At 62.6% G+C, this 23394-nt stretch carries 21 protein-coding genes; 16 read left to right on the top strand and 5 right to left on the bottom strand.

Annotation, left to right across the window (positions count from 1 at the left end):
- Nucleotides 1–22: 22 nt before the first annotated feature.
- Both ATY29_RS35525 and ATY29_RS35520 read right to left on the bottom strand, forming a co-directional pair.
- Entirely contained in the window at nt 23–835 is an 813-nt protein-coding gene (locus ATY29_RS35525; RefSeq protein ID WP_097534318.1) for a TIM barrel protein, read from the bottom strand.
- A 162-nt stretch (nt 836–997) separates the two neighbouring features.
- A complete protein-coding gene (locus tag ATY29_RS35520; RefSeq protein WP_025418749.1) occupies nt 998–2026 on the bottom strand; it encodes a LacI family DNA-binding transcriptional regulator in 1029 nt (342 codons plus the stop codon).
- Nucleotides 2027–2160: 134 nt separating this feature from the next.
- Here ATY29_RS35520 and ATY29_RS35515 point away from each other — a divergent pair, with 134 nt between their 5' ends.
- The 13 genes from ATY29_RS35515 (at nt 2161) to ATY29_RS35460 (ending at nt 15069) form a co-directional block, all read left to right on the top strand.
- Nucleotides 2161–3249 (top strand): fatty acid desaturase family protein, encoded by a 1089-nt coding sequence (locus ATY29_RS35515; RefSeq protein WP_003563582.1) that lies wholly within the window; start codon nt 2161–2163, stop codon nt 3247–3249.
- A 21-nt stretch (nt 3250–3270) separates the two neighbouring features.
- Complete coding sequence (locus tag ATY29_RS35510; protein WP_025418750.1) at nt 3271–3585, top strand: MocE family 2Fe-2S type ferredoxin; 315 nt, start codon at nt 3271–3273, stop codon at nt 3583–3585.
- An 11-nt stretch (nt 3586–3596) separates the two neighbouring features.
- Nucleotides 3597–4823, top strand: a complete 1227-nt coding sequence (locus ATY29_RS35505) for an NAD(P)/FAD-dependent oxidoreductase (RefSeq protein ID WP_025418751.1) — start codon at nt 3597–3599, stop codon at nt 4821–4823.
- Between the two features lie 29 nt (nt 4824–4852).
- The gene (locus ATY29_RS35500) at nt 4853–5665 is read left to right on the top strand and encodes a 3-methyl-2-oxobutanoate hydroxymethyltransferase (protein ID WP_003563588.1); all 813 of its coding nucleotides are present in this window, start codon (nt 4853–4855) and stop codon (nt 5663–5665) included.
- An 83-nt stretch (nt 5666–5748) separates the two neighbouring features.
- Nucleotides 5749–6684, top strand: a complete 936-nt coding sequence (locus ATY29_RS35495; protein WP_172644337.1) for an NUDIX hydrolase — start codon at nt 5749–5751, stop codon at nt 6682–6684.
- 69 nt (nt 6685–6753) lie between these two features.
- Nucleotides 6754–7725 (top strand): quinolinate synthase NadA, encoded by a 972-nt coding sequence (gene nadA, locus ATY29_RS35490; RefSeq protein WP_097534316.1) that lies wholly within the window; start codon nt 6754–6756, stop codon nt 7723–7725.
- Nucleotides 7722–9299, top strand: a complete 1578-nt coding sequence (locus ATY29_RS35485) for an L-aspartate oxidase (RefSeq protein ID WP_097534314.1) — start codon at nt 7722–7724, stop codon at nt 9297–9299. Before nadA ends, ATY29_RS35485 begins: the two co-directional genes overlap by 4 nt.
- Before the next feature lies 1 nt (nt 9300).
- Nucleotides 9301–10200: a carboxylating nicotinate-nucleotide diphosphorylase gene (nadC, locus tag ATY29_RS35480; protein ID WP_097534313.1), complete on the top strand. Its 900-nt coding sequence runs from the start codon at nt 9301–9303 to the stop codon at nt 10198–10200.
- A gap of 224 nt (nt 10201–10424) precedes the next feature.
- Nucleotides 10425–12377: an AfsR/SARP family transcriptional regulator gene (locus ATY29_RS35475; protein ID WP_097534312.1), complete on the top strand. Its 1953-nt coding sequence runs from the start codon at nt 10425–10427 to the stop codon at nt 12375–12377.
- Nucleotides 12378–12481: 104 nt separating this feature from the next.
- A complete protein-coding gene (locus ATY29_RS37185; protein WP_003563600.1) occupies nt 12482–12625 on the top strand; it encodes a hypothetical protein in 144 nt (47 codons plus the stop codon).
- A gap of 13 nt (nt 12626–12638) precedes the next feature.
- Nucleotides 12639–13997 (top strand): YcaO-like family protein, encoded by a 1359-nt coding sequence (locus tag ATY29_RS35470; protein WP_244597502.1) that lies wholly within the window; start codon nt 12639–12641, stop codon nt 13995–13997.
- Entirely contained in the window at nt 13994–14737 is a 744-nt protein-coding gene (locus ATY29_RS35465) for a TfuA-like protein (protein ID WP_097534311.1), read from the top strand. Before ATY29_RS35470 ends, ATY29_RS35465 begins: the two co-directional genes overlap by 4 nt.
- A gap of 65 nt (nt 14738–14802) precedes the next feature.
- Nucleotides 14803–15069 (top strand): hypothetical protein, encoded by a 267-nt coding sequence (locus ATY29_RS35460; RefSeq protein ID WP_003594963.1) that lies wholly within the window; start codon nt 14803–14805, stop codon nt 15067–15069.
- Between the two features lie 154 nt (nt 15070–15223).
- On the opposite strand, the gene ATY29_RS35455 is transcribed toward ATY29_RS35460, so the two are convergent.
- The 3 genes from ATY29_RS35455 to ATY29_RS35445 form a co-directional block, all read right to left on the bottom strand.
- Nucleotides 15224–15628, bottom strand: a complete 405-nt coding sequence (locus ATY29_RS35455) for a helix-turn-helix domain-containing protein (RefSeq protein ID WP_025418761.1) — start codon at nt 15626–15628, stop codon at nt 15224–15226.
- A gap of 205 nt (nt 15629–15833) precedes the next feature.
- Nucleotides 15834–16670, bottom strand: a complete 837-nt coding sequence (locus tag ATY29_RS35450) for an amidohydrolase family protein (RefSeq protein WP_025418762.1) — start codon at nt 16668–16670, stop codon at nt 15834–15836.
- Between the two features lie 253 nt (nt 16671–16923).
- Entirely contained in the window at nt 16924–17709 is a 786-nt protein-coding gene (locus ATY29_RS35445; protein WP_097534310.1) for an IclR family transcriptional regulator, read from the bottom strand.
- 295 nt (nt 17710–18004) lie between these two features.
- On the opposite strand from ATY29_RS35445, the gene ATY29_RS35440 reads away from it, so the two are divergent.
- The 3 genes from ATY29_RS35440 to ATY29_RS35425 all read left to right on the top strand — a co-directional run bounded on the left by ATY29_RS35440 (nt 18005) and on the right by ATY29_RS35425 (nt 23386).
- A complete protein-coding gene (locus ATY29_RS35440) occupies nt 18005–18739 on the top strand; it encodes an SDR family oxidoreductase (RefSeq protein WP_097534309.1) in 735 nt (244 codons plus the stop codon).
- An 89-nt stretch (nt 18740–18828) separates the two neighbouring features.
- Nucleotides 18829–20106: an L-fuconate dehydratase gene (locus ATY29_RS35435; RefSeq protein WP_097534308.1), complete on the top strand. Its 1278-nt coding sequence runs from the start codon at nt 18829–18831 to the stop codon at nt 20104–20106.
- 697 nt (nt 20107–20803) lie between these two features.
- Nucleotides 20804–23386 carry a caspase family protein gene (locus tag ATY29_RS35425; protein ID WP_097534307.1) on the top strand — a complete coding sequence of 861 codons (2583 nt, stop codon included), beginning with the start codon at nt 20804–20806 and terminating at the stop codon, nt 23384–23386.
- Nucleotides 23387–23394 lie beyond the last annotated feature (8 nt).

The following is a 23394-nucleotide window of genomic DNA, read 5'->3' as shown; positions in this document are numbered from 1 at the left end:
ATCAGGACGTTTCTCTCAGGTCTCAAACGCGCGCGGACAAATACTCCATGCTGGCGCGAAGAGCGCCGGCTGGGTCCTTGACCGCATGAACTTCGGCGGCGAAGGGCTCGAAGGAGAACGGGCCGGCATAACCCGCCTGCAGCAGCGCCTTGATCTGTCCGGCATTGTCGAGCCGGTCGTCGTCGCCGACGAGCACACGATGGGAATCCCGCATATCGGCAACGGAAACGGCAGGGTCGCTGACGCCCGAGATGTGCACGAGGCCGGAGAGCTCCGGGAAGGTCGCGGCTTCACCGGCGAGATGATGATGGAAGGTGTCGTGAACGAGCTTGAAGGTCGTTTCTGCGCCGAGTTCCTTGATTACCGCGGCCGCCTCGCCCTTCGAGCGCAGCGAGCAGATCTCGAAACCGAGCGGCTCGACGAGGCCTGTGATGCCGGCTTTATCAAGCATCGGCTTCAGCGCCGCCAGAGCCTGGCGCAGATCGGCCTGGCGCTCGCCGTCGGCGCAGCCGGTGCCGTCGTTCTTCGGAACGAGGACCAGCGCCCTGGCGCCGCAGGCAGCGGCATAATCGATCAATTCCTGCGCTTGCCCGGCGCGGGTTTCATTCCACTCGTTGAAACGCTGCAGGGCGTTGATCGAGATGATCGTCAGCCCGTGGCGGGCGGCGGCCTCTCTGATCGCTTCGGGCCTTGTGCCGTCGAGAATGGCATTGCCGGAAAGGTCGTTGCGGATCTCGACCGCATCGATGCCGAGCGACTGTGCCAGCGCGAAGAAATCATCGATTGGGAGCGACGGCGCGGCCATATGGTTGAGCGCTAAGCGGATCGAAGTCATGACGGATATCTCCTCCTCGTCTCCGCGACATCAGCGGAGCGGTTCCTCGTGAATGAATGAGCAAATCTCTATCGGAATTCCCAAGGCAATCCATCCGTCATCGCTGGCGGCCGCCCTCATCGCTGAAAGAATGTCAGCCGAAATGATAGGATTCCATCATTCCTAGATGTTCTCGGAAAGGTAGATGTCGAAGGGCAGGAAGGACTGACCGGGGATGGCGGCTTCGCTGTTTTCGATCGCATCCTTCATCAGCACCATCAATTCCTGACAGAGCCCGGGCAGGGGAGTGCCGATCGCCATGGCGACGATGTCATCGGCAAGGCCTGCCTTGCTGTCGGGCGTCAGTTCGTTGACGACGAGGACGACCTTGCCGCCGAGGTTCTCCTCGCGGAACGCCGAGATCGCCCCTTCCATGCCGCCGCCGCAGATATAAAGCCCGACAAGATCGGGATGCTTCTGCAGCAATGTCAGCGTCGCCTCATGCGTGATCTCGGGCGTATCCAGGTTGATCAACGTGTCGATGACGTCAAATTCCGGCGCATTCTCGCGGAAATAGGAGCGGAAACCGATTTCCCGCAGCTCATGTCCATGGAAACGATGGCTGCCGACGAAACAGGCGACCTTGCCGGGCTTGCGCGCCGTTCGCGCGATCAACCAGGCGGCAGTGCGCCCGACCTTGCGGTTGTTGACACCGATATAGCCGGTGCGCACGCCCGACGCGAAATCGGAGAGCAGCGAGAAGACCGGCACGCCTTTTTCCTTCAGCTCCTCGATAGCGGCCGTCACCGCGGGGTAATCAGGTGCAACCAGGGCAACGGCCTGGTTGCGGGCACCGAGAGCCTTTAGCTTCTCGACGATCGCAGCCGGCGTGGCGGCTGACGGAAAGTCGATCTGCGTCTGGATGCGAGCGTTCGTGACCCCCCGCGCCGCCGCTTCGATCTCGCGGGCGAACGCCTGGTAGAACTGCTGCGTCGGCTTCTGCAGCAGGAAGGCGAGCTTGTATTGCGGCAGGTCCTCGAAAACACGCTGCCGGATCAGGCCGACGGCGTGATAGCCGATCGACTGCGCCGCATCATAGACCCGCCGCGCCGTTTCCTCCCGCACGCGGTGGCGGGCATTGAGAACCCGGTCGACGGTGGCGACGCTGACGCCGGAGGCACGGGCAAGATCGGATATGGTGGGACGGCGCATGAGTTTTCCTGATGGATTCGATCATTGTTGCAAGCCGCTTCTGATGGCTTTTGATAGAATATATCAAGCCTGCATTGAGCCTCTTCCGAAGTCAACCTATTCTCTCGGCAACGGCATAACGGGAGGTGTGGATGATGGCGCTCGAGGCAAAGAAACGGGATTACGATCTGCTCGGCGAAAGCGGCCGCACCGCCGTCGAGACGGGGCTGGCGGCAGCGCAGTGGTATCACACCGATATTCCGCGCAAGGAGATGAAGGCGCTGATGCAGCGCTCCGACGCTCCGGCGATCCGTGACACCGTCATCTGGCTCGGCAGCATGGTCACCCTTGCCGGCCTTGGCATTTATTTCTGGGGCTCGTGGATCGCGCTGCCCTTCTTCCTCGCCTATGGCGTGCTCTACGGCTCGGCCTCCGACAGCCGCTGGCACGAATGCGGCCACGGCACCGCCTTCAAGACCCGCTGGATGAACGATGCCGTTTATCAGATCGCCTGCTTCATGATCATGCGCAATCCGGTGACCTGGCGCTGGAGCCACACGCGCCATCACACCGATACCGTCATCGTCGGCCGCGATCCCGAGATCGCCGTCATGCGGCCGCCCGATCTCGTCCGGCTGGTCCTTAATTTCTTCGGCATCCTCGACGTCTGGCATGCTGTTATCGACATGCTGCGCAACGCCGCCGGCATCGTCAGCCCGGCGGAAAAGACATTCATTCCCGAGATGGAACAACCGAAGGCGATCCGCTTCGCCCGCATCTGGCTGGCAATCTATGTCGTGACGATCACCGCCGCGATCGCCATGGGTTCGATCCTGCCGCTGATGCTGATCGGCCTGCCGCGCCTCTACGGCGCCTGGCACCATGTGTTGACCGGGCTCTTGCAGCATGGCGGCCTGGCCGACAACGTCATCGACCACCGGCTGAACAGCCGCACCGTTTACATGAACCCGATCAGCCGCTTCATCTATTGGAACATGAACTACCACGTCGAACATCACATGTTCCCGATGGTGCCCTATCACGCGCTGCCGCGGCTGCATGCGATGATCAAGCACGACCTGCCGGCGCCGAATCCGTCGATCTGGTCCGGCTACCGCGAGATGATCCCGGCCTTCCTGCGCCAACTGCGCAACGAGGATTATTTCCTGAAGCGCGAACTGCCGGCGACCGCGCGGCCCTACCGCGAAGAATTCCACAACGAGCTGGCCCCAGCGGCACAATAATCACCATTCAGGGAGGATAAGATGAGCGGAAACTGGATCGAAGTCTGCGGCAAGGACGAGATCGACGAAGAGGATGTCATCCGCTTCGATCATGACGGGCGCACTTTCGCGGTCTATCGCAGCCCCGACGACGAATTCTTCGCGACCGACGGGCTCTGCACCCACGAACATATCCATCTCGCCGATGGGCTTGTGATGGATGAGATCATCGAATGTCCGAAACATAACGGCCGCTTCAACTACAAGACGGGCGAAGCCAAGGGCGCGCCGGTCTGCGTCAATCTCAAAACCTATCCTGTGAAGGTCGAAGGCGGCGCCGTCTTCATCTCGGTCTGAGGGAGGCGGATGTGGCTCATTTCGTTATTTTAGGGGCGGGCGAATGCGGTGCCCGTGCCGCCTTCGCCTTGCGAGAAAAAGGTTTTGACGGCGCGATCACGCTTGTCGGCGCCGAACCCCTTCATCCCTACGAACGGCCGCCGCTCTCGAAAGCCGGTTCTGCCGATGCAAGCAATCCGAAATACATTGCGACGGTGGAAAAATACGCCGAAAGCGGCATCCGGCTGCTGACCGGCCTGGAAGCCAGGGATCTCGATACATCCTCCAAGGCTGTCACGCTTTCGGACGGAACGACGCTCTCCTACGACAAGCTCCTGCTGGCGACGGGCGCAGCCGCGCGTTCGTTCCCCGGCGCCCCGGAGGGCAGCGCCCATATTCGCTCTCTGCGGACGCATCACGACGCGGCGGCACTGCGCGACGTGATGAAGCCCGGGAAACATATAGCCATCATCGGCGGCGGTTTCATCGGCCTGGAACTGGCGGCGACCGCGCGGCTGCTCGGCGCCGAGGTGACCGTCATCGAGGGACTGGAGCGGGTGCTGAAGCGCGGTGTTCCGGAGGAGATCGCTGATCTGCTGACCGAGCGCCATCGGACCGAGGGCGTCGATATCCGCTGCGGTGTCTCGATCGCGGCGCTGACAGAGGAAGGCGGGAAGGCCGTCATCAAATTGTCTACCGGCGAGCGGGTAGAAGCCGATCTCGCCCTTGTCGGCATCGGCGCCCGGCCGAATGTCGAGATCGCCGAAAGGGCAGGGCTCGCCATCGACAACGGCATATCAGTCGATATCCATCTGCAGACCTCGGCACCGGATATTTTTGCCGCCGGCGACTGCTGCTCCTTCCCGCTGTCGATCTATGGCGGCCGGCGGGTGCGGCTCGAATCCTGGCGCAACGCCCAGGAGCAGGGCACATTGGCCGCGGCCAACATGCTCGGCCTCGATGAAGCCGTTTCATCCGTGCCGTGGTTCTGGTCTGATCAATACGACATGACGCTGCAAATAGCCGGCCTTGCCGAAGGGGCCGCCACGCATCAGCGCCGCGACCTCGGTGCAGCCGCCTTCATTCTGTTCCATCTCGATGCCGGCGGACGATTGATCGCCGCAAGCGGCATCGGACCGGGCAATGCGGTGGCGCGCGATATCCGCCTCGCCGAAATGCTGATCGCAGCCGGCGCCCATCCGGATCCGGCCGCACTCGCAGCCAGCGACATCAAACTGAAATCCCTGCTCGCCGCCTGAGCCGGCCGCTATTTTCATAGGAATTGACGATGAAGAAACATAGACGCGCGACCGTCGCCGACCTGCTTGCGGAAAAGGGCAAACGCCAGCTCACCATGCTGCGTGTCACCTCGCTGGAGGAGGCGGAAGCCGCTGAAAAGGCCGGGATCGACATGGTCTCGGTGCCGCCTTCGCTGCTCGGCCCGGTCTTCCGCGAGATCGCGCCTACGCCCTTTGCCATTCCGGGCCTCGAATATGGCGACCACGTCTCGGCCGAGGACTATATCAGGGCCGCCTTCGCCGCGCTGAAAGCCGGCGGCGATGCCGTCTATTGCGCCGCAAGCCTGCAGACGATCCGGCGCATGCGCGACGAGGGCATCCCGGTCTGCGGTCATCTCGGACTGATCCCGTCGAAGGCGACCTGGACCGGCGGTTTCCGCGCCGTCGGCAAGACGGCGGCGAGTGCCGCCGAAATCTGGCGGCAGACCAAGGCGCTGGAAGAGGCCGGCGCCTTCGCCGCCGAAATCGAAGTCGTGCCGGGCGATGTCGCCGCTGCCATCAGCAGCAACACCTCGATGCTGATGATCTCCATGGGGGCGGGCAGCGGCTGCGACGCCCAATATCTCTTCGCCGACGACGTGCTCGGCGCCAATCGCGACCACACTCCGCGCCACGCCAAGGTCTATCGCAACTTCGCCGCTGAACACGACCGCCTGCAGCGCGAACGCATCGCCGCTTTCACCGAATTCGCCGCCGATGTAAGAACCGGCGCCTATCCGGAAAAGCATCATTGCGTCGGCATCGACGAGGCGGAATTGAAGATTTTCCGGGATCAACTGGCGGGCGAGATGGGCAACGGCTGAAGGTCCTGCTCGACCTGTCCTTCGCACCCCGCTGGGGAGAAGGGGGAAGCCTCCATTGGCTTCCGCCTTGGCCTGTGTCAGGAATGATCCGTTCGACCCAACCGGAACGGAGTATTCGGCCCCCTGTGACGATCGGCTTTGCGCATGCGGAATTGATTGCGGTGCTCGTCGCGGTGACGGGGGACGAGCCGCGCGTGATGACCATCCGCTCCGGCAATGCGCTGCCGTCCGGCCCCTTCGAAATGGGCCATCGCACCCTGCAATCGGGCCTGCGCGAATGGGTGCAGGAGCAGACGGAGCATCCGGTCGGTTATCTCGAACAGCTCTATACTTTCGCCGACCGTGACCGCAACAACGACATCCCGGGCGGTCGGACGATCTCGATCAGCTATCTCGGCCTGGTCAACGAGCAGTCGGGCGGTAGACCGGGCTGGCACGGCTGGTACGAATATTTTCCCTGGGAAGACCATCGCCATGGCCGCCCCGTCGTGCTGGACGAGATCGTCGCCCGTCTGAAGAGCTGGGCCGACGCCGATCCGGCCCGGCGCGGCCACCGCCATCGCCGGGCGGATTTCACCTTCGGTCTCGATGGCGGCGGCTGGAACGAGGATCTGGCGTTGCAACGCTATGAGCTGCTTTATGAAGCCGGGCTCGTCGCGGAAGCCGGATGTACCGCCGAGGCCAATCTCGGCCGGGCGATGTTTGCCGATCACCGCCGGATCCTGGCGACCGGGATCGCAAGGCTGCGTGCCAAAATCAAATACCGCCCGGTCGTCTTCGAGCTGATGCCGGAGAGTTTTACGCTGCTGAGACTGCAGCGCACCATCGAGGCGCTGGCCGGACTGACTTTGCACAAGCAGAATTTCCGCCGCCTGATCGAACAGCAGGAACTGGTCGAGGAAACCGGCGGCACCGAAAGCGAAACCGGAGGCCGGCCAGCCAAGCTCTTCCGCTTCCGCCACACGGTGCTCGAAGAACGGGCGCTCGCCGGAACGAAATTACCGCTCTCCCGCAATTGACATATGCTCATGGTGAGAATATCTATTTGCCCATGATATGCTCAAATAGAGCATAATTTGGAGCCGGCCATGAATCACCTTGTTTCCGCATCCTCGCTCTACGAACGCGTCAGCCGCGTCATTCCAAAAGCCGAATGGAAGACGTTCGAAAATGACGTCGACGCCATCCTCGAGCTCAAGCGCCGCCGCAACGCTGTCATTCTCGCCCACAATTACCAGACGCCGGAGATCTTCCACGGCGTGGCGGATATCGTCGGCGACAGCCTGGCGCTTGCCCGCAAGGCGATCGAGGTCGATGCCGATGTGATCGTGCTTGCCGGCGTGCATTTCATGGCCGAAACCGCCAAGCTTCTGAACCCAGAGAAAACCGTGCTGATTCCGGATCTCGGCGCCGGCTGTTCGCTGGCGGATTCGATCACGCCGGAAGATATCGCGCTCTTGCGCCAGGCCCATCCCGGCGTGCCCATCATCACCTATGTCAACACCTCGGCGGCGGTGAAGGCTGCCTCCGATATCTGCTGCACCTCGGGCAATGCCAAACAGGTGGTGGAATCGCTCGGCGTGCCGAAGGTGCTGATGATCCCGGACGAATATCTGGCCCGCAACGTCGCCCGCGAGACCGATGTCGAGATCATCGCCTGGCACGGACATTGCGAAGTGCATGAACTCTTTACCGCCGACGACGTGCGCCAGCTGCGCGAAAACCATCCCGGCGTCACCGTGCTCGCCCATCCCGAATGCCCGCCCGAGGTGGTGGCCGAGGCCGATTTCGCCGGCTCGACCGCCGTGATGTCGGATTATGTCGGCAGGCAGAAGCCGGCCCGCGTCGTGCTGCTCACCGAATGCTCGATGAGCGACAATGTCGCCGTGCATCATCCCGACGTCGAGTTCATTCGCCCCTGCAATCTCTGCCCGCATATGAAACGGATCACCCTGGCCAATATCCGTGCAGCGCTCGAGGAAAACCGCCACGAGGTGACCGTAGATCCGGCGATTGCTGTCGCCGCCCGCCGTGCCGTCGAAAGGATGCTGGCGATATGACCGAAATTCTAAACCATCTCTCTGGGCGCACCGTCATTGTCGGCAGCGGCCTTGCCGGGCTAATGACCGCGCTGACGCTGGCGCCCGAACCTTCCGTCATCGTCACCCGTGCCGCCCTCGGCGCCGAGACATCGAGCGCCTGGGCGCAGGGCGGCATCGCCGCCGGCATGGGTGCCGACGACAGCCCGGCGCTGCATCTTGCCGATACGCTGGTCGCCGGCGACGGCCTTTGCGATCCGATCGCCGCCGCCGGCATCGTTACCGAGGCGCCAGCGGCCATTGCCGCGCTGGAACGGGCCGGCGTGCGCTTCGACCGCAATGCTGCCGGCGAACTTTCGTTCGGGCTGGAGGCCGCTCATAGCCGCCGTCGCATTATTCATGCCGAAGGCGACGGATCGGGTGCGGCGATCATCGCCGCGCTGGTGCGGGCCGTGGCGCAAACGCCTGCCATATCAGTGCTCGAAGGTTTCGAAGCCCGGCGGATATTGATTGATGGCGAGCGCGTTGCCGGCCTGCTCTGCGCGAGCGCTAATGGCGCCGCCATCCTGCCGACCGCGAAAGTGGTGCTCGCCACCGGCGGCATCGGCGGGCTTTACGATGCGACCACCAATCCGATGGGCAATTTCGGCCAGGGGATCGCGCTTTCCGCAAGGGCAGGGGCTGATCTCGCCGATATGGAATTCGTGCAATTCCATCCGACGGCACTCGATTCCCGCCGCAGGCCCTTGGCGCTGGTCAGCGAGGCGGTGCGCGGCGAGGGAGCCTTGCTCGTCAACGAACGCGGCGACCGGTTCATGGCCCGCATCCCGGGCGCCGAGCTTGCGCCACGCGACGTCGTGGCGCGCGCCATCAGCGCCGAAATGGCCCGCGGCGGCCGGGTCTTCCTCGATGCCCGCGCGGCACTCGGCAACCGCTTTGCCGCCCGTTTTCCCCTCATCGCGGCCCTTTGCGGCGAGGCCGGCATCGATCCGGCGACAGACCTCATTCCCGTGCGCCCGGCCGTTCACTACCACATGGGCGGCGTCGCCACGGATGAAAACGGACTGAGCTCGGTCCCGGGCCTCTGGGTGGTGGGCGAGGCAGCCTCGACCGGCCTGCACGGCGCCAATCGCCTCGCCAGCAATTCGCTGCTGGAGGCGGCTGTCATGGGCATGCGCGCGGCGCGCGACATCTCGGCCACACCGGCACGCCCTGCCGGCGCCATCCTCGCCGCGAGGCTGCCGGCACCGGCCGATGCATCGCTCGTCCGGCCGATCGTCTCGCGCCATCTCGGCGTGCTGCGCAATGCGGGCGCCGTTGAGGGCGCGATCGCCACCCTGCTGCCGCTGGCCGAAGGCGACGGGCCTGCCGCCGATCCTGGTATCGTTGCGCTGCTGATCGCCGTCTTTGCCAGCCTGCGGCTGGAATCGCGCGGCGCCCATGCCCGCACCGATTTTCCGCTGAAGCTTGCCCAGGCGAACCGGCGACAGATGCGCCTTTCCCAAGCGCTGGAGATCGCCCGCGACACGCCGACCTATACTCTTGCCCCGCTCTATACTCTTGCCCCGCTCTATACTCTTGCAAGGAGTGCCTGAGATGAACCTCGTTCCGCTTCCGCGCCTGATCGTCGAACCCTTGGTACGGGCAGCCCTGCTCGAAGATCTCGGTCTGGCCGGCGATATCACCTCGGCATCGGTCATCCCCAGCGATCATCGCTCGACGGTCATCATGGCCGCCCGCCAGCCGGGGGTGATCGCCGGTCTCGACGCGGCCGAACTCGCCTTCGCCCTTGTCGATCCGGAGATCGGCATGCGCCGGCATCTCCAGGACGGCCATGCGGTCAAGCCGGGCGACGTCATCGCCACCATCGAGGGCCCGTCGCGCGGCCTCCTGACCGCCGAGCGCACCGCGCTGAATTTTCTCGGCCACCTCTCCGGCATCGCCACGGTGACGGCAGAGATTGCCGTCGCGATCCGCGGCACCAAAGCTTCGGTCGCCTGCACGCGCAAGACGACGCCGGGGTTGAGGGCACTGGAGAAATATGCGGTGCGCGCCGGCGGCGGCATGAACCACCGTTTCGCGCTGCATGACGCGGTGCTGATCAAGGACAATCACGTCGCCATATCAGGCGGCGTCGCCGAGGCCATCCGCCGGGCTCGCGCCGGCATCGGCCATCTGGTGAAGATCGAGGTCGAAGTAGACACCCTTGATCAGCTGCGCGAAGCGATGGAGACCGGCATCGACGCCGTCCTGCTCGACAATATGACCCCGGATCAGCTGCGTGAAGCCGTCGCCATCGTCGCCGGCCGGGCGATCACCGAGGCATCCGGCCGGGTGACGCCGGCAACAGCGGCCGCAATCGCCGCCTCCGGCGTCGATCTCATCTCGGTCGGCTGGCTGACACACAGCGCACCGGTACTGGATATCGGGCTTGATTTCGTCGAGGCCGCGGCCGCGACGGAAACAGGCTCGAAACGGATTGCGCAGGTGCTGTAACGGTGACAGTTTGAATAACGCGCCGCCTCGGAACTTAAAAAACGGCGGTCGCCGAAAGTGTCGGCAAAGCATCTTCTCGGCGAGCGACACACGAAAATGCAAATATTCGCTGAAATTTTGCCTTTTTATAGCAAAACCGCTTTGCGCTGCGGCTTTATAGCTCTAACATGATCTCTGGACCGCCGGCGCGTTTGCGCGCATTGGCTTCAGGGGTGAGAACCGGGATGCAGCGGACATCCGGACATGTGTCGACGAACAGGCTCTGCCTGCTCGGTAGACCGCGATTGCTGGCGGCGGGGAAGGAACTCCCCTTGCCGGAGAAATCTTATTTTCTCCTCGCCATGCTTGCCGCCGAAGTCAATCTCGAACTCGACCGCGAAACCGTCAGGCGGCAGCTCTGGCAATCGGAGCTGCCGGAAAAGCGGGCAGGCAGCCTGCGGCAGCTGTTGGCGCGCATCGAACAGAGCATTCCCGACGACCTTCCGCCGCTGCTTGCCGCAACCAGAACCCATATCGGGCTTGCCGATGGCTGGGAGGTCGACGTCCATATCCTGAAGCAGAAAGGGGCGCTCGCCCCCGACGACAGCGATATGCTGAACGGTGAATTCCTCGAAGGCGTCAAATCGCCGACGCAGGGCGCCGAGGATTGGCTGACCTTCGAGCGCCAGCGGATCGACGAATTGCGCTCCGCCCATCTCACGCGGCTGATCGAAACATCGGAAGACAGATCGGACGAAGAGCAGGTCGCACTTGCCCGGCGCCTCTTGGAACTCGACTCTGCCAGTGAGACGGCTTATCGCGCCCTGATGCGCACCCATGTCAGGATGAGCGACCCGGCCGCCGCCCGTCAGGCCTATTTGAAATGCAAGAGCCAGTTGAAAGATGATTTCGACACCGAGCCGGAGGAAAGCACCACGGCGCTTGCCCGCGAGCTCGGCCTGATCCCCCCGGCCCAAGCCGCCACGCCGGAGCGCCCCTCGGCGCCTGGCATGTCTTCCAATCTGCTTGGCCAGCCGCGCATCATCATCCTGCCGCCGGAAAGCATCTTCACCGATCCGCTAATGGAACGCGTCGGCAGGGCGCTTCTAGAAGACGTCACCATCGGCCTCAGCCAGCAGCGCGGCTTCAAGGTGATTGCGGCGCATACGAGCCTGGAGATCCTCAGCCGCTCGATCGATCCGGCGCGTGCCGTGCCCGGCCCGCTCGACCTCAGCTTCGACTATGCGGTCTATGTTACCATCCAAGGCCGCGACGAGGATGTCTATGCCACATGCCGGCTGACGCGGACGACGACATCGGAGGTGATCTGGGCGCTGGAACTTCCGCTGGTCATGCAGAAGATCAGCGAATCCTTCGCGCATCTGACGCGGCGGATCGTCTCCTCGCTCGCAGACACGATCGAGCGCCACGAACTGGCGATGCCGATCGGCGAGGCGCCGGCGTCTGCCTACCGGCTTTACCTGGAAGGAAAGCGGCTGATCGCCCAGACCGACCTGCAGCATCTGCGCCAGGCGCGCAAATGGTTCAAATCCTCGCTCAACCGTTATGAGCATTTCTCCGCCGCCCATGCCGGCGTGTCGCGCGCGCTCGGCATGGAATGGCTGATCCGCGGCATGCGGGACAAGGAACTGCTCGATGAGGCCAATGGTGCTGCCCGGCTGGCGCAGCAGTCCGACCCCAATAGCGGCCGGGCTTACCGCGAGCTTGGCTTCGTCGCACTTTATCGCCGCCGCTTCGACGAAAGCCTGGACTATTTCCAGCAGGCCCAGGATCTCAATCCCAACGACGCCGACATTCTTGCCGATTTCGCCGACGCGCTTTCCCATGACGGCGATTTCGACCGGGCGCTGGAGCTCAGCCGTGCGGCCTTCAAGCTCAATCCGCTGCCGCCGGACTATTATTATTGGAATCTCGGCGGCATCCATTTCATGCGCGAGGAATATGAAAAAGCGATCGAGGCGCTGGAGCCGGTGAAGACGAAACAGGCGACGGCGCGCCTGCTCGCCGCCTCGCATGCGATGGCGGGCGATACCGGCAAGGCCGGCACCTACGCCAGGACGGTTCTGGAAAACTTCCCGGATTTCCGCAGCGAGGACATTCGTCATTTCGTCCCCGATCGCGATCCCGCTTTCACCGAACCGCTGATAAAGGGCCTGCAATTGGCCGGTCTTCCCTGATTGCACCGCCTTTTAACGAAGCCTGTAACGCTTAAATGACGCAGGTAATGTTTTCCTCCGATGGTTAACGGCAGCAAGGGCTGCCCAATCATCGGAGATAGAACATGAAGGCGAATGCTGAAACCACCGCAGTTCAGACACAGTCCCTGCGCTTCTCTGCAGCTGCCAGAGCAGCGATGAAACAGGACGAACTCACCGTATCCGCCAATGCGCTCGAAAGCCTGACGCATGCGCTGAGATTCCGCTAAGGACAAGATCGGTATGTCCGCTTTCGCCGATCTAGAGCAATTCCAGCAAAAATGCGAAGCGGTTTTGCGTCCGCAATTGCGTGAAAACAACGAGCATTTTCGTGTATCGAAGAAAAACGGAAATGCTCTTGAAGCGCTTGCCGATGACCTCGAACGATCATCGGCCGGCGTCAGCGATTATCATGACCGCGCAGTCACGCCGGCTCAGACACTTGCGGCCGTCAGGCCGCATCTGCGCGAGTTCGGCATCACCCGCGTCGGCCTGCTGACCGCACTCGACATCCTCAACATCCCCGTCGCCTTCGCCACCCGGCCGAACAGCCATACGCTCTCGGTCTTTCAGGGCAAGGGTATCGACAATGATGCCGCCATGACCTCGGCCGCCATGGAAGCGATCGAGACGCGGATCGCCGAAATTGCGCCCGCCGATCTGACCCAGGCGAGCGTCGCCGGCATGCGGGCGGAGCATGCCGCCATGATTGATCTCGACAACGTCGCACGCTGCGCGCCCGACGAGATCGGCGGCGGCCCCATCCCCTGGTGCTCCGGGCTCGACATCCTGTCCGGCAGCAGCGTTTTCGTGCCCTGGTGGCTGGTCGGCCTCGATCATCGCGGCGAACGGCCGCCGGGCTTCGAGCAGTCGAGCGATGGGCTCGCCTCCGGCAACACGCCGTCCGAAGCGGTGCTGCACGGGCTCTGCGAACTGGTGGAGCGCGACGCCTGGGCCCTGACCCAGCTGAAATCGCCCGAGCGGCTGAAGGAGAGCCGCATCGATCCTGCCTCCTTCGGCGATGCGGTCATCGATGTAATGACCGACCGGATCGCGCGGGCCGGCATGCGGTTGCTGCTCATCGACATGACCACCGATATCGGCGTTCCTGCCTTTCTCGCCGTCATCATGCCCGGTAATCTTTCCGACCGCGTCGATGCGCGCTGGGCCCATGTCTGCGGCGGCTGCGGCTGCCATCCCGATCCCGTGCGCGCCGCGTTGCGCGCCATTACCGAAGCGGCGCAGAGCCGGCTGACCGCAATTGCCGGCAGCCGAGACGATTTTTCGCCGCGCGTCTATCAGCGGCTCGACCAGAGCGCGGCGATGCAGCAGGTGGTCGAACTCTGCGAGGGCGGCGGCCGGATGCGCGCCTTCCAGCCGCGTCATCGCCGCCCGGCAACGATCCAGGAAACCATCGCTCTTATCGCCGGCCGGCTGGCGGCGACCGGCATCGAGCAGATCGTCGTGGTGCCCTTTGCGCACCGGGCTCTGCCGGTCTCGGTCGTCAGGGTGATCGTGCCCGGCCTGGAGGTCGATATCTCGGGCCAGTACATCCAGCTCGGCATGCGGGCGGTCAACACTATGAGAGGAGCCCAGTCATGAAGGTGCTGTTCGTCGGTCCGAGCCTTGGCAGCGATCTCACTGCAGCGAGAGCCATGTCCCCGCGCATCGATTTCCGGCCGCCGGCTGCCTGCGGCGACATCCTGAAGGCCGTTCACGACGGCGCCACCGCCATCGGCCTCGTCGATGGCTATTTCGGCGACCTGCCTTCGGTCTGGCACAAGGAAATTCTGTTCGCGCTCGAGCACGATGTCGCGGTTGCCGGTGGCGCTAGCATGGGCGCCTTGCGGGCGGCCGAATGCGCGCCTTTCGGCATGGTCGGGATCGGCTCGATCTTCGAGGATTACGAAGCTGGGCGGTTGCTCGACGACGAGGCCGTAGCGCTGGTGCATGCGCCGCAGGCACTCGGCTGGCTGCCGCTCTCCGTGCCGTGGGTCGATTTCGAACCGACGATCGACGCGCTTCTTGCCGGCGGCGACATCTCTTCCGGTGAACGCAAGAAACTGCTGCTTGCCGGCCGTTTCCTGCATTTTTCCGAGCGCACCTATGCCAAGGTCGTCGACGAGTGCCATTTCCGCAAGCCGCGCCGCGACACCATCCTCGCCGCTATTCGCGGCAATCGCGTCGAGCGCAAGCGCAACGACGCCCGGCTGGTGCTGGACTGGCTGCGCCGGGACGAATTCCTGCCCGTCAACCGTGACTGGCGCTTTGCCGCAACCTCGCATTGGCAGCTGCTGCACGCCGAAGTCACGCGCAATTCGGTTCCTGTAACGCTTGAATAACGGTAACGGCAGAAAAATGCAGTGGTGATGGAATCGCAGGGTTTCACGGCCAAAGGGGCGGAATGATGTTTGAACAACGCAACGAAGGTACCGGCAGCGAATACGCAAGGATCTTCCGGCTGCTGTCGGCGGCCAAGGAGGAGGCTGAAAAGCTTCAGCTGCGTAATCTGATGCACCTGACGAACATGGCGCTGCTGCAGGTCGTCATCGATTGGGACGGCATAGATCCCGACAGGGAGCTAGACGTCAATCTCGAGAAGCTGCTCGGCAGCAAGGCCAAGATCGCAATGAAGGATGCCAGCGAGAATCTGATCCTGATCGATCGCCATTGAAATTGGTGACCGTCAAGCGCGTTGATCCCCATCGATCTCGATGAGTCACCATCAAGCTCGATCAATCTCCATTGATCCGGATCGATCCCCATCGATCTAAATCAATCGGTATATCCTCATGCGGTCCGCCCCGGTCGCGTGAGGGACAACCAGCCTATTCGGCCGCGTCGCCTTCCAGCTGCTCGGTGTTGGCAATTGCCTGGACGAGCTTCAGGATCTTCTTGCGAAGAGCTTCGTTCTTGATCGAAAAGAACGCCGCATTGAGAAGCACGCCTTCGCGCGAAATGATGAATTCCTCGCTGGGGGCCGGATTGTCGTTGGCCGTATCGGGCGTCGACAGATCGTCGAAAAACGTCCGGACGTCGACCTTCAGAGCGCCGGCGATTTCAACCAGCATGCTGGCGGAAACGCGGTTGGAGCCCTTTTCGTATTTCTGGATCTGCTGGAACGTTACGCCGACACGATCGCCGAGTTCCGTCTGGGAAACCTTCCTCAGCAAACGCTGTATACGGATGGTCTTTCCGACGTGGACATCGACGGAATGCGGTTCTTCTTTCATTTGTTTTCCCTCCTGAGGACATCGGATTGATTTATTCGCCAAATCCGTGTCTGACAACTTTTACCTGAGATGGCTAAAGCTAGCAATTGCTTGGTGGTAAGTCGTCCCAAACCGAAACATTTACGTTGCTTCATGCTTACACAAGCAAAAGACATGCCAAAGTAGCACTTTTGCTAGGCACAGCACATCCTTTGATTTCGTGACGTCAAAGCGACCAGAGGCGCTGTGCATTGGCGAAAAGCAGCTTGGACCGCTCGGCCTCGCTGCTGCCGGAAAGCACGGCATGGGTCGCCGCGACCCAGGTGGAGAGGCCGCCGCCTAAGGTGCAGACCGGCCAGTCACTGCCCCAGACGACGCGATCCCAGCCGAAACTTGCTGTGACATGCTCGATATAGGGCCGCAGCGTCTGCGCTGTCCAAGTCTCGGCATCGGCATAGGCAACGACGCCGGAGACCTTGCAGACGACGTTCGGCCGTCGGGCAATCTCCGATAGGCCGGCCTTCCATGGCTCGAAGGCATCCGAGCGGATATCGGGCACGCCGCAATGGTCGAGCACGAACTGCACATCCGGCGCGAGATCGATGAGGGCGGTGACGCGGCCCGCCTGATGCGGCAAGGTGCAAAGGTCGAAGGTCAGGCCGCTGCCGCCGATGCGCCGGATGTTTTCCCGAAACAGGGCGCCTTCCGAGACGTCATCGGGCACCACATGCAGCACGCGGCGGAACCCCTTGACGAAGCGGTCGGCCTTTTGCCGCTCGAGATAGGCGGCAAAGCCTTGCTCCTCAGGCCGGCAGGAAACGATGGCCCCGGCAATCAGGCTGCCTGCCTTTCCGGCGATGCCGGCGATATGATCGGTCTCGGCCTGCATGGCGGCAGGGTCGACGTCGACCTCCATGTGCAGCGCCGTGGTGATGCCGCAGCGCCGCGCCTCGGCAGCATAGGTCTCGTAGAGAAAATCATGATCGAGAGCAGGCACGTCGGAGAGCCAGGGATAGGGCAGCGCCGAGCGATCGATGATATGCAGATGGGTGTCGATGAGCACGCTTTTCTCCTCCAGGATTGGCCTCGCCGCAGCCTATTTCTGGTGAATGGATTATTCAAATAGAAATTCCCGGCTCGTGCTCTAACCCTCTCCCGTGAACGGGGCGAGGGGACGTGCCCTGCGAGAGGTCGTTGCGGAACGGAGAGGTTGCGGCACATCCCCTTCGCCCCGCAAGCGGGGTCCGAAGGACGGGTCGAGACCCGTGGCTCGACCCCGGTCGGTGCCGGCCAGCGGATGAGGGCGGCTCCCCCAGTCAGACGGCATTACCGATATCCGCCCCGGCCAGCAGCGAAAGCTCGGCGACGGTCTTCTGCACCAGCATGATCGTTTGGGTGATGTCAGGCGCCGACGGCGCATTGACCAGCGCGATGAAGGGGCAGGTGAGGGCGGCGATGCAGCGGCCGTCCGGACCCAGCACCGGCGCGGAAAGATTGTAGACGCCAGCGGTCTGGGCGCTCGCCATCATCTCGTAGCCGCGCTCGCGGATCTGGTCGAGACGATCGTAGAATTCGGGCCCGAGTTCGAGATCGGCGCGGCTGCGCACATGTTCCGAAATCATCATCTCCCGCTCCTCGGCGCTGCGGAAGGCGAGCAGCACGTGCCCCGAGCCTGTGTCGAACAGGCTGATATGGGCGCCGATGCGGATCGAGAAACCCCAATAGTCCGGCGCCTCCTGTTGGGCGATGACGACGGCAGCACCCCGATCGAAGACCGCGAGATGATTGGCTTGGCGCGTCCGCTGGGCAAGGTCGCGCATCAGCGGCGTGGCATAGGAGGCGAGCCGGCGCACCGGCGCGTGCAGTTGGGCAAGACCGAAAAGCTTCAGCGTCAGCGAATAGCGGTCGCCATCCAGCCGGGTGACGTAACCGCGGCGCACCAGGCGGTCGAGCATGCGGTAGAATTCGTTGGGGCTGCGATCGAGCCGTTTGGCGATATCGGCCTGGGTGAGACCGCTGTCGACGCCGGCGAGCAATTCCAGGATATCGAGGCCCTTGTCGAGCGCAGGAGCGCGATAGCGGTCTGACTCCTCGGTCTCCATTGCTTCCTCCTGTAAATATCATTCTGCATATACGCAGAACCGCAGCCGGAAAAGGAAAAGTTTGCGCTTGACCCTTGGCCAATCGTCTGTTTGTCTATAAACAGACAAATCATCACTGAAGATCGCCTCGGCAAGTTGAGATATCGCACGCTCGAGAACTAGACCAGGCGGCAGGTTGTATCTTGCCGGAGGGTGGTTAGAGCGCGCAAACTGGGAAAAAGCGCATGCTCAGCCCTCGTCAAGACAAACAGCATTTCGATCGTTCGGCATAGACATTCCAGAAAAGGCCCGTGACATGACAAACAGACTTTCCGGCAAGACCGTTCTCATCACCGCCGCCGGCCAGGGCATCGGCCGGGCGACGGCGGAAGCCTTTGCCGCGGCCGGCGCCAAGGTCCACGCGACCGACATCAATACCGGCGCGCTGGCGACGTTAGCCGCGGAAACCGGGGTTTCCACCCATCAGCTGAACGTGCTCGAGGAGGATGCGGTCAAGGCCCTCGTCGCCGAGATCGGCGCTGTCGACGTGCTGTTCAACTGCGCCGGTTTCGTGCATGCCGGCTCGATCCTGGAGATGAAGGATTCCGATTTCGAATTTGCGCTCGACCTCAACGTCAAGGCGATGATCCGCACTATCCGCGCCGTGCTGCCCGGCATGCTGGAGCGCAAGGACGGGTCAATCATCAACATGGCCTCCGTCGCCTCAAGCATCAAGGGCGTGCCGAACCGCTTTGCCTATGGCGTCACCAAGGCGGCCGTCATCGGCCTGACCAAATCCGTCGCCGCCGATTATGTCGCCGAGGGCATCCGCTGCAACGCCATCTGCCCCGGCACGGTTGAAAGCCCGTCCCTGCAGGACCGGATGCGCGCCCAAGGCGATTATGACGCGGCCCGCGCCGCCTTCATCGCCCGCCAGCCGATGGGCCGGCTCGGCTCGCCGGAGGAGATTGCCGATCTCGCCGTCTATCTCGCCGGTGCCACCTACACCTCCGGCCAGGCAATCGCCATCGACGGCGGCTGGACGATCTGAGCTCAGTTAATGACGCGGCCGGCAAGCATTGCCTGCCGGCAAGATAATCGGCCGATATAACAGGCTTTAAGGAATCGGGAGGAACAACCATGACCCGCATCACCGACCTTCGTGTCTTCGATCTCCGCTTTCCCACGTCGCAAAGCCTGGATGGATCTGATGCGATGAACCCCGATCCGGACTATTCGGCGGCCTACGTCATTCTCGATACGGATACCTCAGGCCTGGCCGGCCACGGCCTCACCTTTACCATCGGCCGCGGCAACGACATTTGCTGCATGGCGATCGAGGCGATGCGCCATCTGATCGTCGGCGCCGACCTTGCCGACGTGCTCGCCCATCCCGGCAAATTCTGGCGGCATCTGACCAGCGACAGCCAGTTGCGCTGGATCGGCCCGGAAAAGGGCGCCATCCATCTGGCGACCGGTGCCGTCGTCAATGCCGTCTGGGATCTGCTCGCCAAACAGGCGGGAAAACCGGTCTGGCGGCTCGTCGCCGACATGTCGCCGGAAGAGATCGCCGACATCGTCGACTATCGTTATCTCACCGATGTGCTGACCCGCGACGAGGCCATCGAGATCCTCAAGCGCGCCGAAGCCGGCAGGGCCGAACGCATCTCCATCCTCGAAAAGGAAGGCTACGCCTGCTACACGACCTCGGCCGGCTGGCTCGGTTATGAGGACGAGAAACTGCGCCGCCTCTGCCAGGAGGCGATCGACGCCGGCTTCAACCATATCAAGATGAAGGTCGGCCGCGACCTCGAAGACGATATCCGCCGCTTGAGGATCGCCCGCGAGGTGATCGGTCCCGATCGTTACCTGATGATCGACGCCAACCAGGTCTGGGACGTCGGCCAGGCGATCGACTGGGTCAAGGCGCTTGCCCTTGCCAAGCCCTTCTTCATCGAAGAACCCACCAGCCCAGACGATGTTGCCGGTCACCGCAAGATCCGCCAGGCGATCAGCCCGGTAAAGGTCGCGACCGGCGAGATGTGCCAGAACCGCATCATGTTCAAGCAGTTCATCGCCGAGGGCGCAATCGACATCGTGCAGATCGATTCCTGCCGCATGGGCGGCCTGAACGAGGTGCTTTCCGTGCTGCTGATCGCCGCCAAATTTGGGCTGCCCGTCTGGCCGCATGCCGGCGGCGTCGGCCTCTGCGAATATGTGCAGCATCTGTCGATGATCGATTACATCGCGATATCCGGCACCAAGGACGGCCGCGTCATCGAATATGTCGATCACCTGCACGAACACTTCCTCGACCCCTGCCGGATCGACAAAGCCGCCTATATGCCGCCCACCCTGCCGGGCTTCTCCATCGAAATGAAACCGGCCTCGATCAGCAACTATACGCTCCGAGGTTAGGAAAACTCCGCCGCGGCGGCAGAGCTTTCATCAAAGGGCCCTGAAGAAGAAATAACACCGGCAGAGAGATAGTCATTGAACACGAGAAATCTCTATTGGGCAGGCGCATGCGCGCACTGCCATCAGGGACGGCTGATTTTCCAAAATGACATGACTCATCGTAGACTCTACGTACATTGTGAAGAGTGCGAATGGGGATGGTTACATCCCTCGGATGTCGGAGACGCCGAGAAAGGCTTTCTTACGCTACTCCAAAATTTCGATACCGGCGATCCGACGTTGGAAGAGATACAGCAAAGCGAATGGCGCAATTATCTTACAGGATCACTGCGTCTATAGGCTCGACGATTACGCCGCATCCCTACCGGATTTGACCGACGTGCTCCGCGTCTTTCGCAACGCGCAATCCATCGATTACGACAAGCCGTGAAATCGCTATGCAGGCTTTCCGCTCCGTTGCTACCATAGGTCAACGTATTCATTGTTGGCCGTAGAATAATTTCCGGATCTTTATAGTCTTTCCCGCCGCCGATTGACTTCCAATCTGAGAGGACTGCTCCAATTCACTTGGAGGCGGCGAAGCTTGCTTTTTACGGCGCTGAGGAATATTTTCGAAGGGTGAATGCGGAGGGGGCCAAGCACCAGCAGGCCAGCAAATTTTATTGAACTTAAACAATAGAATGTTTGCGATCGAGCCATGCCCAAGTTTCACCATGTCAGGAGACTGTGTGCTTATCTGCTGATCCTGGCGGCAATGCTGCTGTCGATCGGCACGGCACATGCCGCCATCAGCGAAGGTGAGAGCGGACGCCGCGTCGCCCTCGTCATCGGCAACTCGGTCTATAAGACGCTGCCGTCGCTTCCCAATCCCGCCAATGATGTCGAAGAGGTGGCAGCCACGCTGCGGGCCGCCGGTTTCGACGTGACGATCGGCGTCAATGTCGACCGCATCGGGCTCGAGGATACGGTGCGCCGCTTCCTGCGATCGACCAGCAATGCCGAGGCCGGCCTGATCTATTATTCGGGCCACGGCATCCAGGTCGGCGGGCAGAATTTCCTCGTGCCGGTCGATGCGACGCTGGAGACGCCCTACGACGTCGAGACGCAGACCATGCCGCTCGACCTGATCCTCAACCATCTCAAGCAGAATTCGCGGGTGCAGCTGATCTTCCTCGATGCCTGCCGCAACAATCCCTTCAACGCCCAAAAATTCTGGATGGCGGAAAAGCTGGAGCCGGTCGGCGCCACCCGCGGCCTTGCGCGCATCGACAGCGATCTCGGCAGCCTGATCGCCTTCTCAACCGAGCCGGGCCAGGTGGCGCTCGACGGCACCGGCGCACTGAGCCCCTATTCCGAATCCTTCATCAAGCGCGCCAGCGAACCAAATAAGGAAATCCGCCAGGTTCTGACCGATGTCCGCCGAGACGTGATCGCCATGACCAATGGCAAGCAGGTCCCCTGGGAAAACTCCTCGCTGATGGACAGCTTCTATTTCATCCCGGCGCCGCCGCCGCCGAGCGTCGAGCCGATGCAGCAGGTCAGCGTGCCGGAAGACGCGGCGAGCACCAAGCTGCCGATCGCGCCGCCGCATGACGAGACCGGCTCGACGCTGCTGGTCACCCTCAACCAGCTTCCGCAGACCGGCAAACTAAGCTTCGACGGCAAGCCGGTCGCCCAGGGCGACAAGATGCCCGCCGCGGCGCTGACGGCGCTGAGCTATGATTCCTCCGGTGTCGCCGCCGGAACCGTCGGCCTGATCGGCTATACCGTCAGCGATCCCTATGGCCAGGCGACCCAGGGCGTGGTCGCCATCACCGTCTCGGCCGATGCCGGCGCCAAGCTAGCCCAGCTCGAACAGCAAAAACAGGTGCGGCTTGCCGATGCCGATGCCTATCTGAAGACGCTGTCGCGCGACATGGATACGCCGATCGGCGTCGGCCCGGTCAAAACAAGCCTGCCGGTCGTTCCGGCATCGGCGGCGGAAATGACCTTCAAGGTCGCGGCCCTGCCCGACAAGGGCACGCTGCGGGCCGGCGACCGGGTGATCGGGCTCGGCCATGTGCTGGAGGCAGCCGATATTCCGGCCCTTTCCTACGAGCCGCAGATCGGCACCGAAAACCAGCCTTTCGCCCTGACGCTGCAGGCCGCCAATGACGATCTCCAGCCCGCCACCATCACCTTCAAGCCAGTGCTCGACGCCTGCGACACCGCTGCCGCAGCACCACTCGACCTGCAGGGCGTGACCGCGGGCAAGCTGCCGAACGAGATCGACCCGAGCATCGCGGTACCTGCCTGCGCCGAGGCGATGAAAACCTATCCCGAGGTGGCGCGCTTCGTCTATCAGCTCGGCCGCGCCCAGCTCGCCAACCGTGACACCAAGACGGCTTTCGCGACGATCAAGAAGGCAATGGATGCCGGGCATGTGCGGGCGATCTACGAACTGTCGAGCCTCTACGAGTTCGGCGCTTCCGTTCCGCGCGATGCCGCCAAGGCAAGCGAGATCGCCAAGAGCGGTGCGGCCAAGGGCGATCCCTTCGCCCTGCACAGTTACGGCAAGGCGCTCTACTACGGCCGCGGCACCAAGGCCGATCAACAGCTGGGATTACGCCTGATGCTGCAAGCCGCTGATCTTGGCCATACCTACGCGATGAACGAACTCGGCTATATCTTCCTGAACGGCGTCAACGTTCCGGCCGATCCGGATCGCGGCATTCGCTTCTACGAGGCCGGCGTCCAGCGCAACGACATCTATTCGCTGAACAATCTTGCGCTCGTCTACCGTTTCGGAAAAGGCGCGCCGGAGGACCTCCCGAAAGCGCTCGACCTTTTCACGCGGGCGGCGGAAGGCGGTCAGCCCTATGCCCCGACAAATCTCGGCCGCATGTACCGGGACGGCGTCGGCGTTGCCGCGGACAAGGCGGAAGCTGTGAAGTGGCTGGAGATGGGCGCCGAACGTGGCGACTATTGGGGCGCGCTGGACCGGGCGATCCTGGCCAAGGAAGACGGTGCCGATGCTGACGGCCTGGCAACGGCCGCCCGTTATTTCGCGCTGGCGACCGCCGTCAACATGCCGGGCAGCGGCGATCCGAAGAACCAGGCAAAGGCGGCGCTCAAGACCTTGCCCAATGCTGCCAAGAAGAAAGCGGAAGAGAGCTTTGCCGCCGAGCTGACCGCTCAGGAGAAAAAGGCGCTTCCAAAAACCAAGTCGCTCGACGACAGGCTCGTTCAGCTCGCCAAGGCGACATGGGTCAAGCGAAATCCGAGGTACGATCTCTTCTAAATGGCGGT

Source organism: Rhizobium hidalgonense (genome assembly GCF_002914525.1).
In the GTDB taxonomy this organism is placed as follows: Bacteria; Pseudomonadota; Alphaproteobacteria; order Rhizobiales; family Rhizobiaceae; genus Rhizobium; species Rhizobium hidalgonense.
Note: the sequence above shows the minus strand (reverse complement) of the source record. Positions and strands in the feature narration are given on the sequence as shown.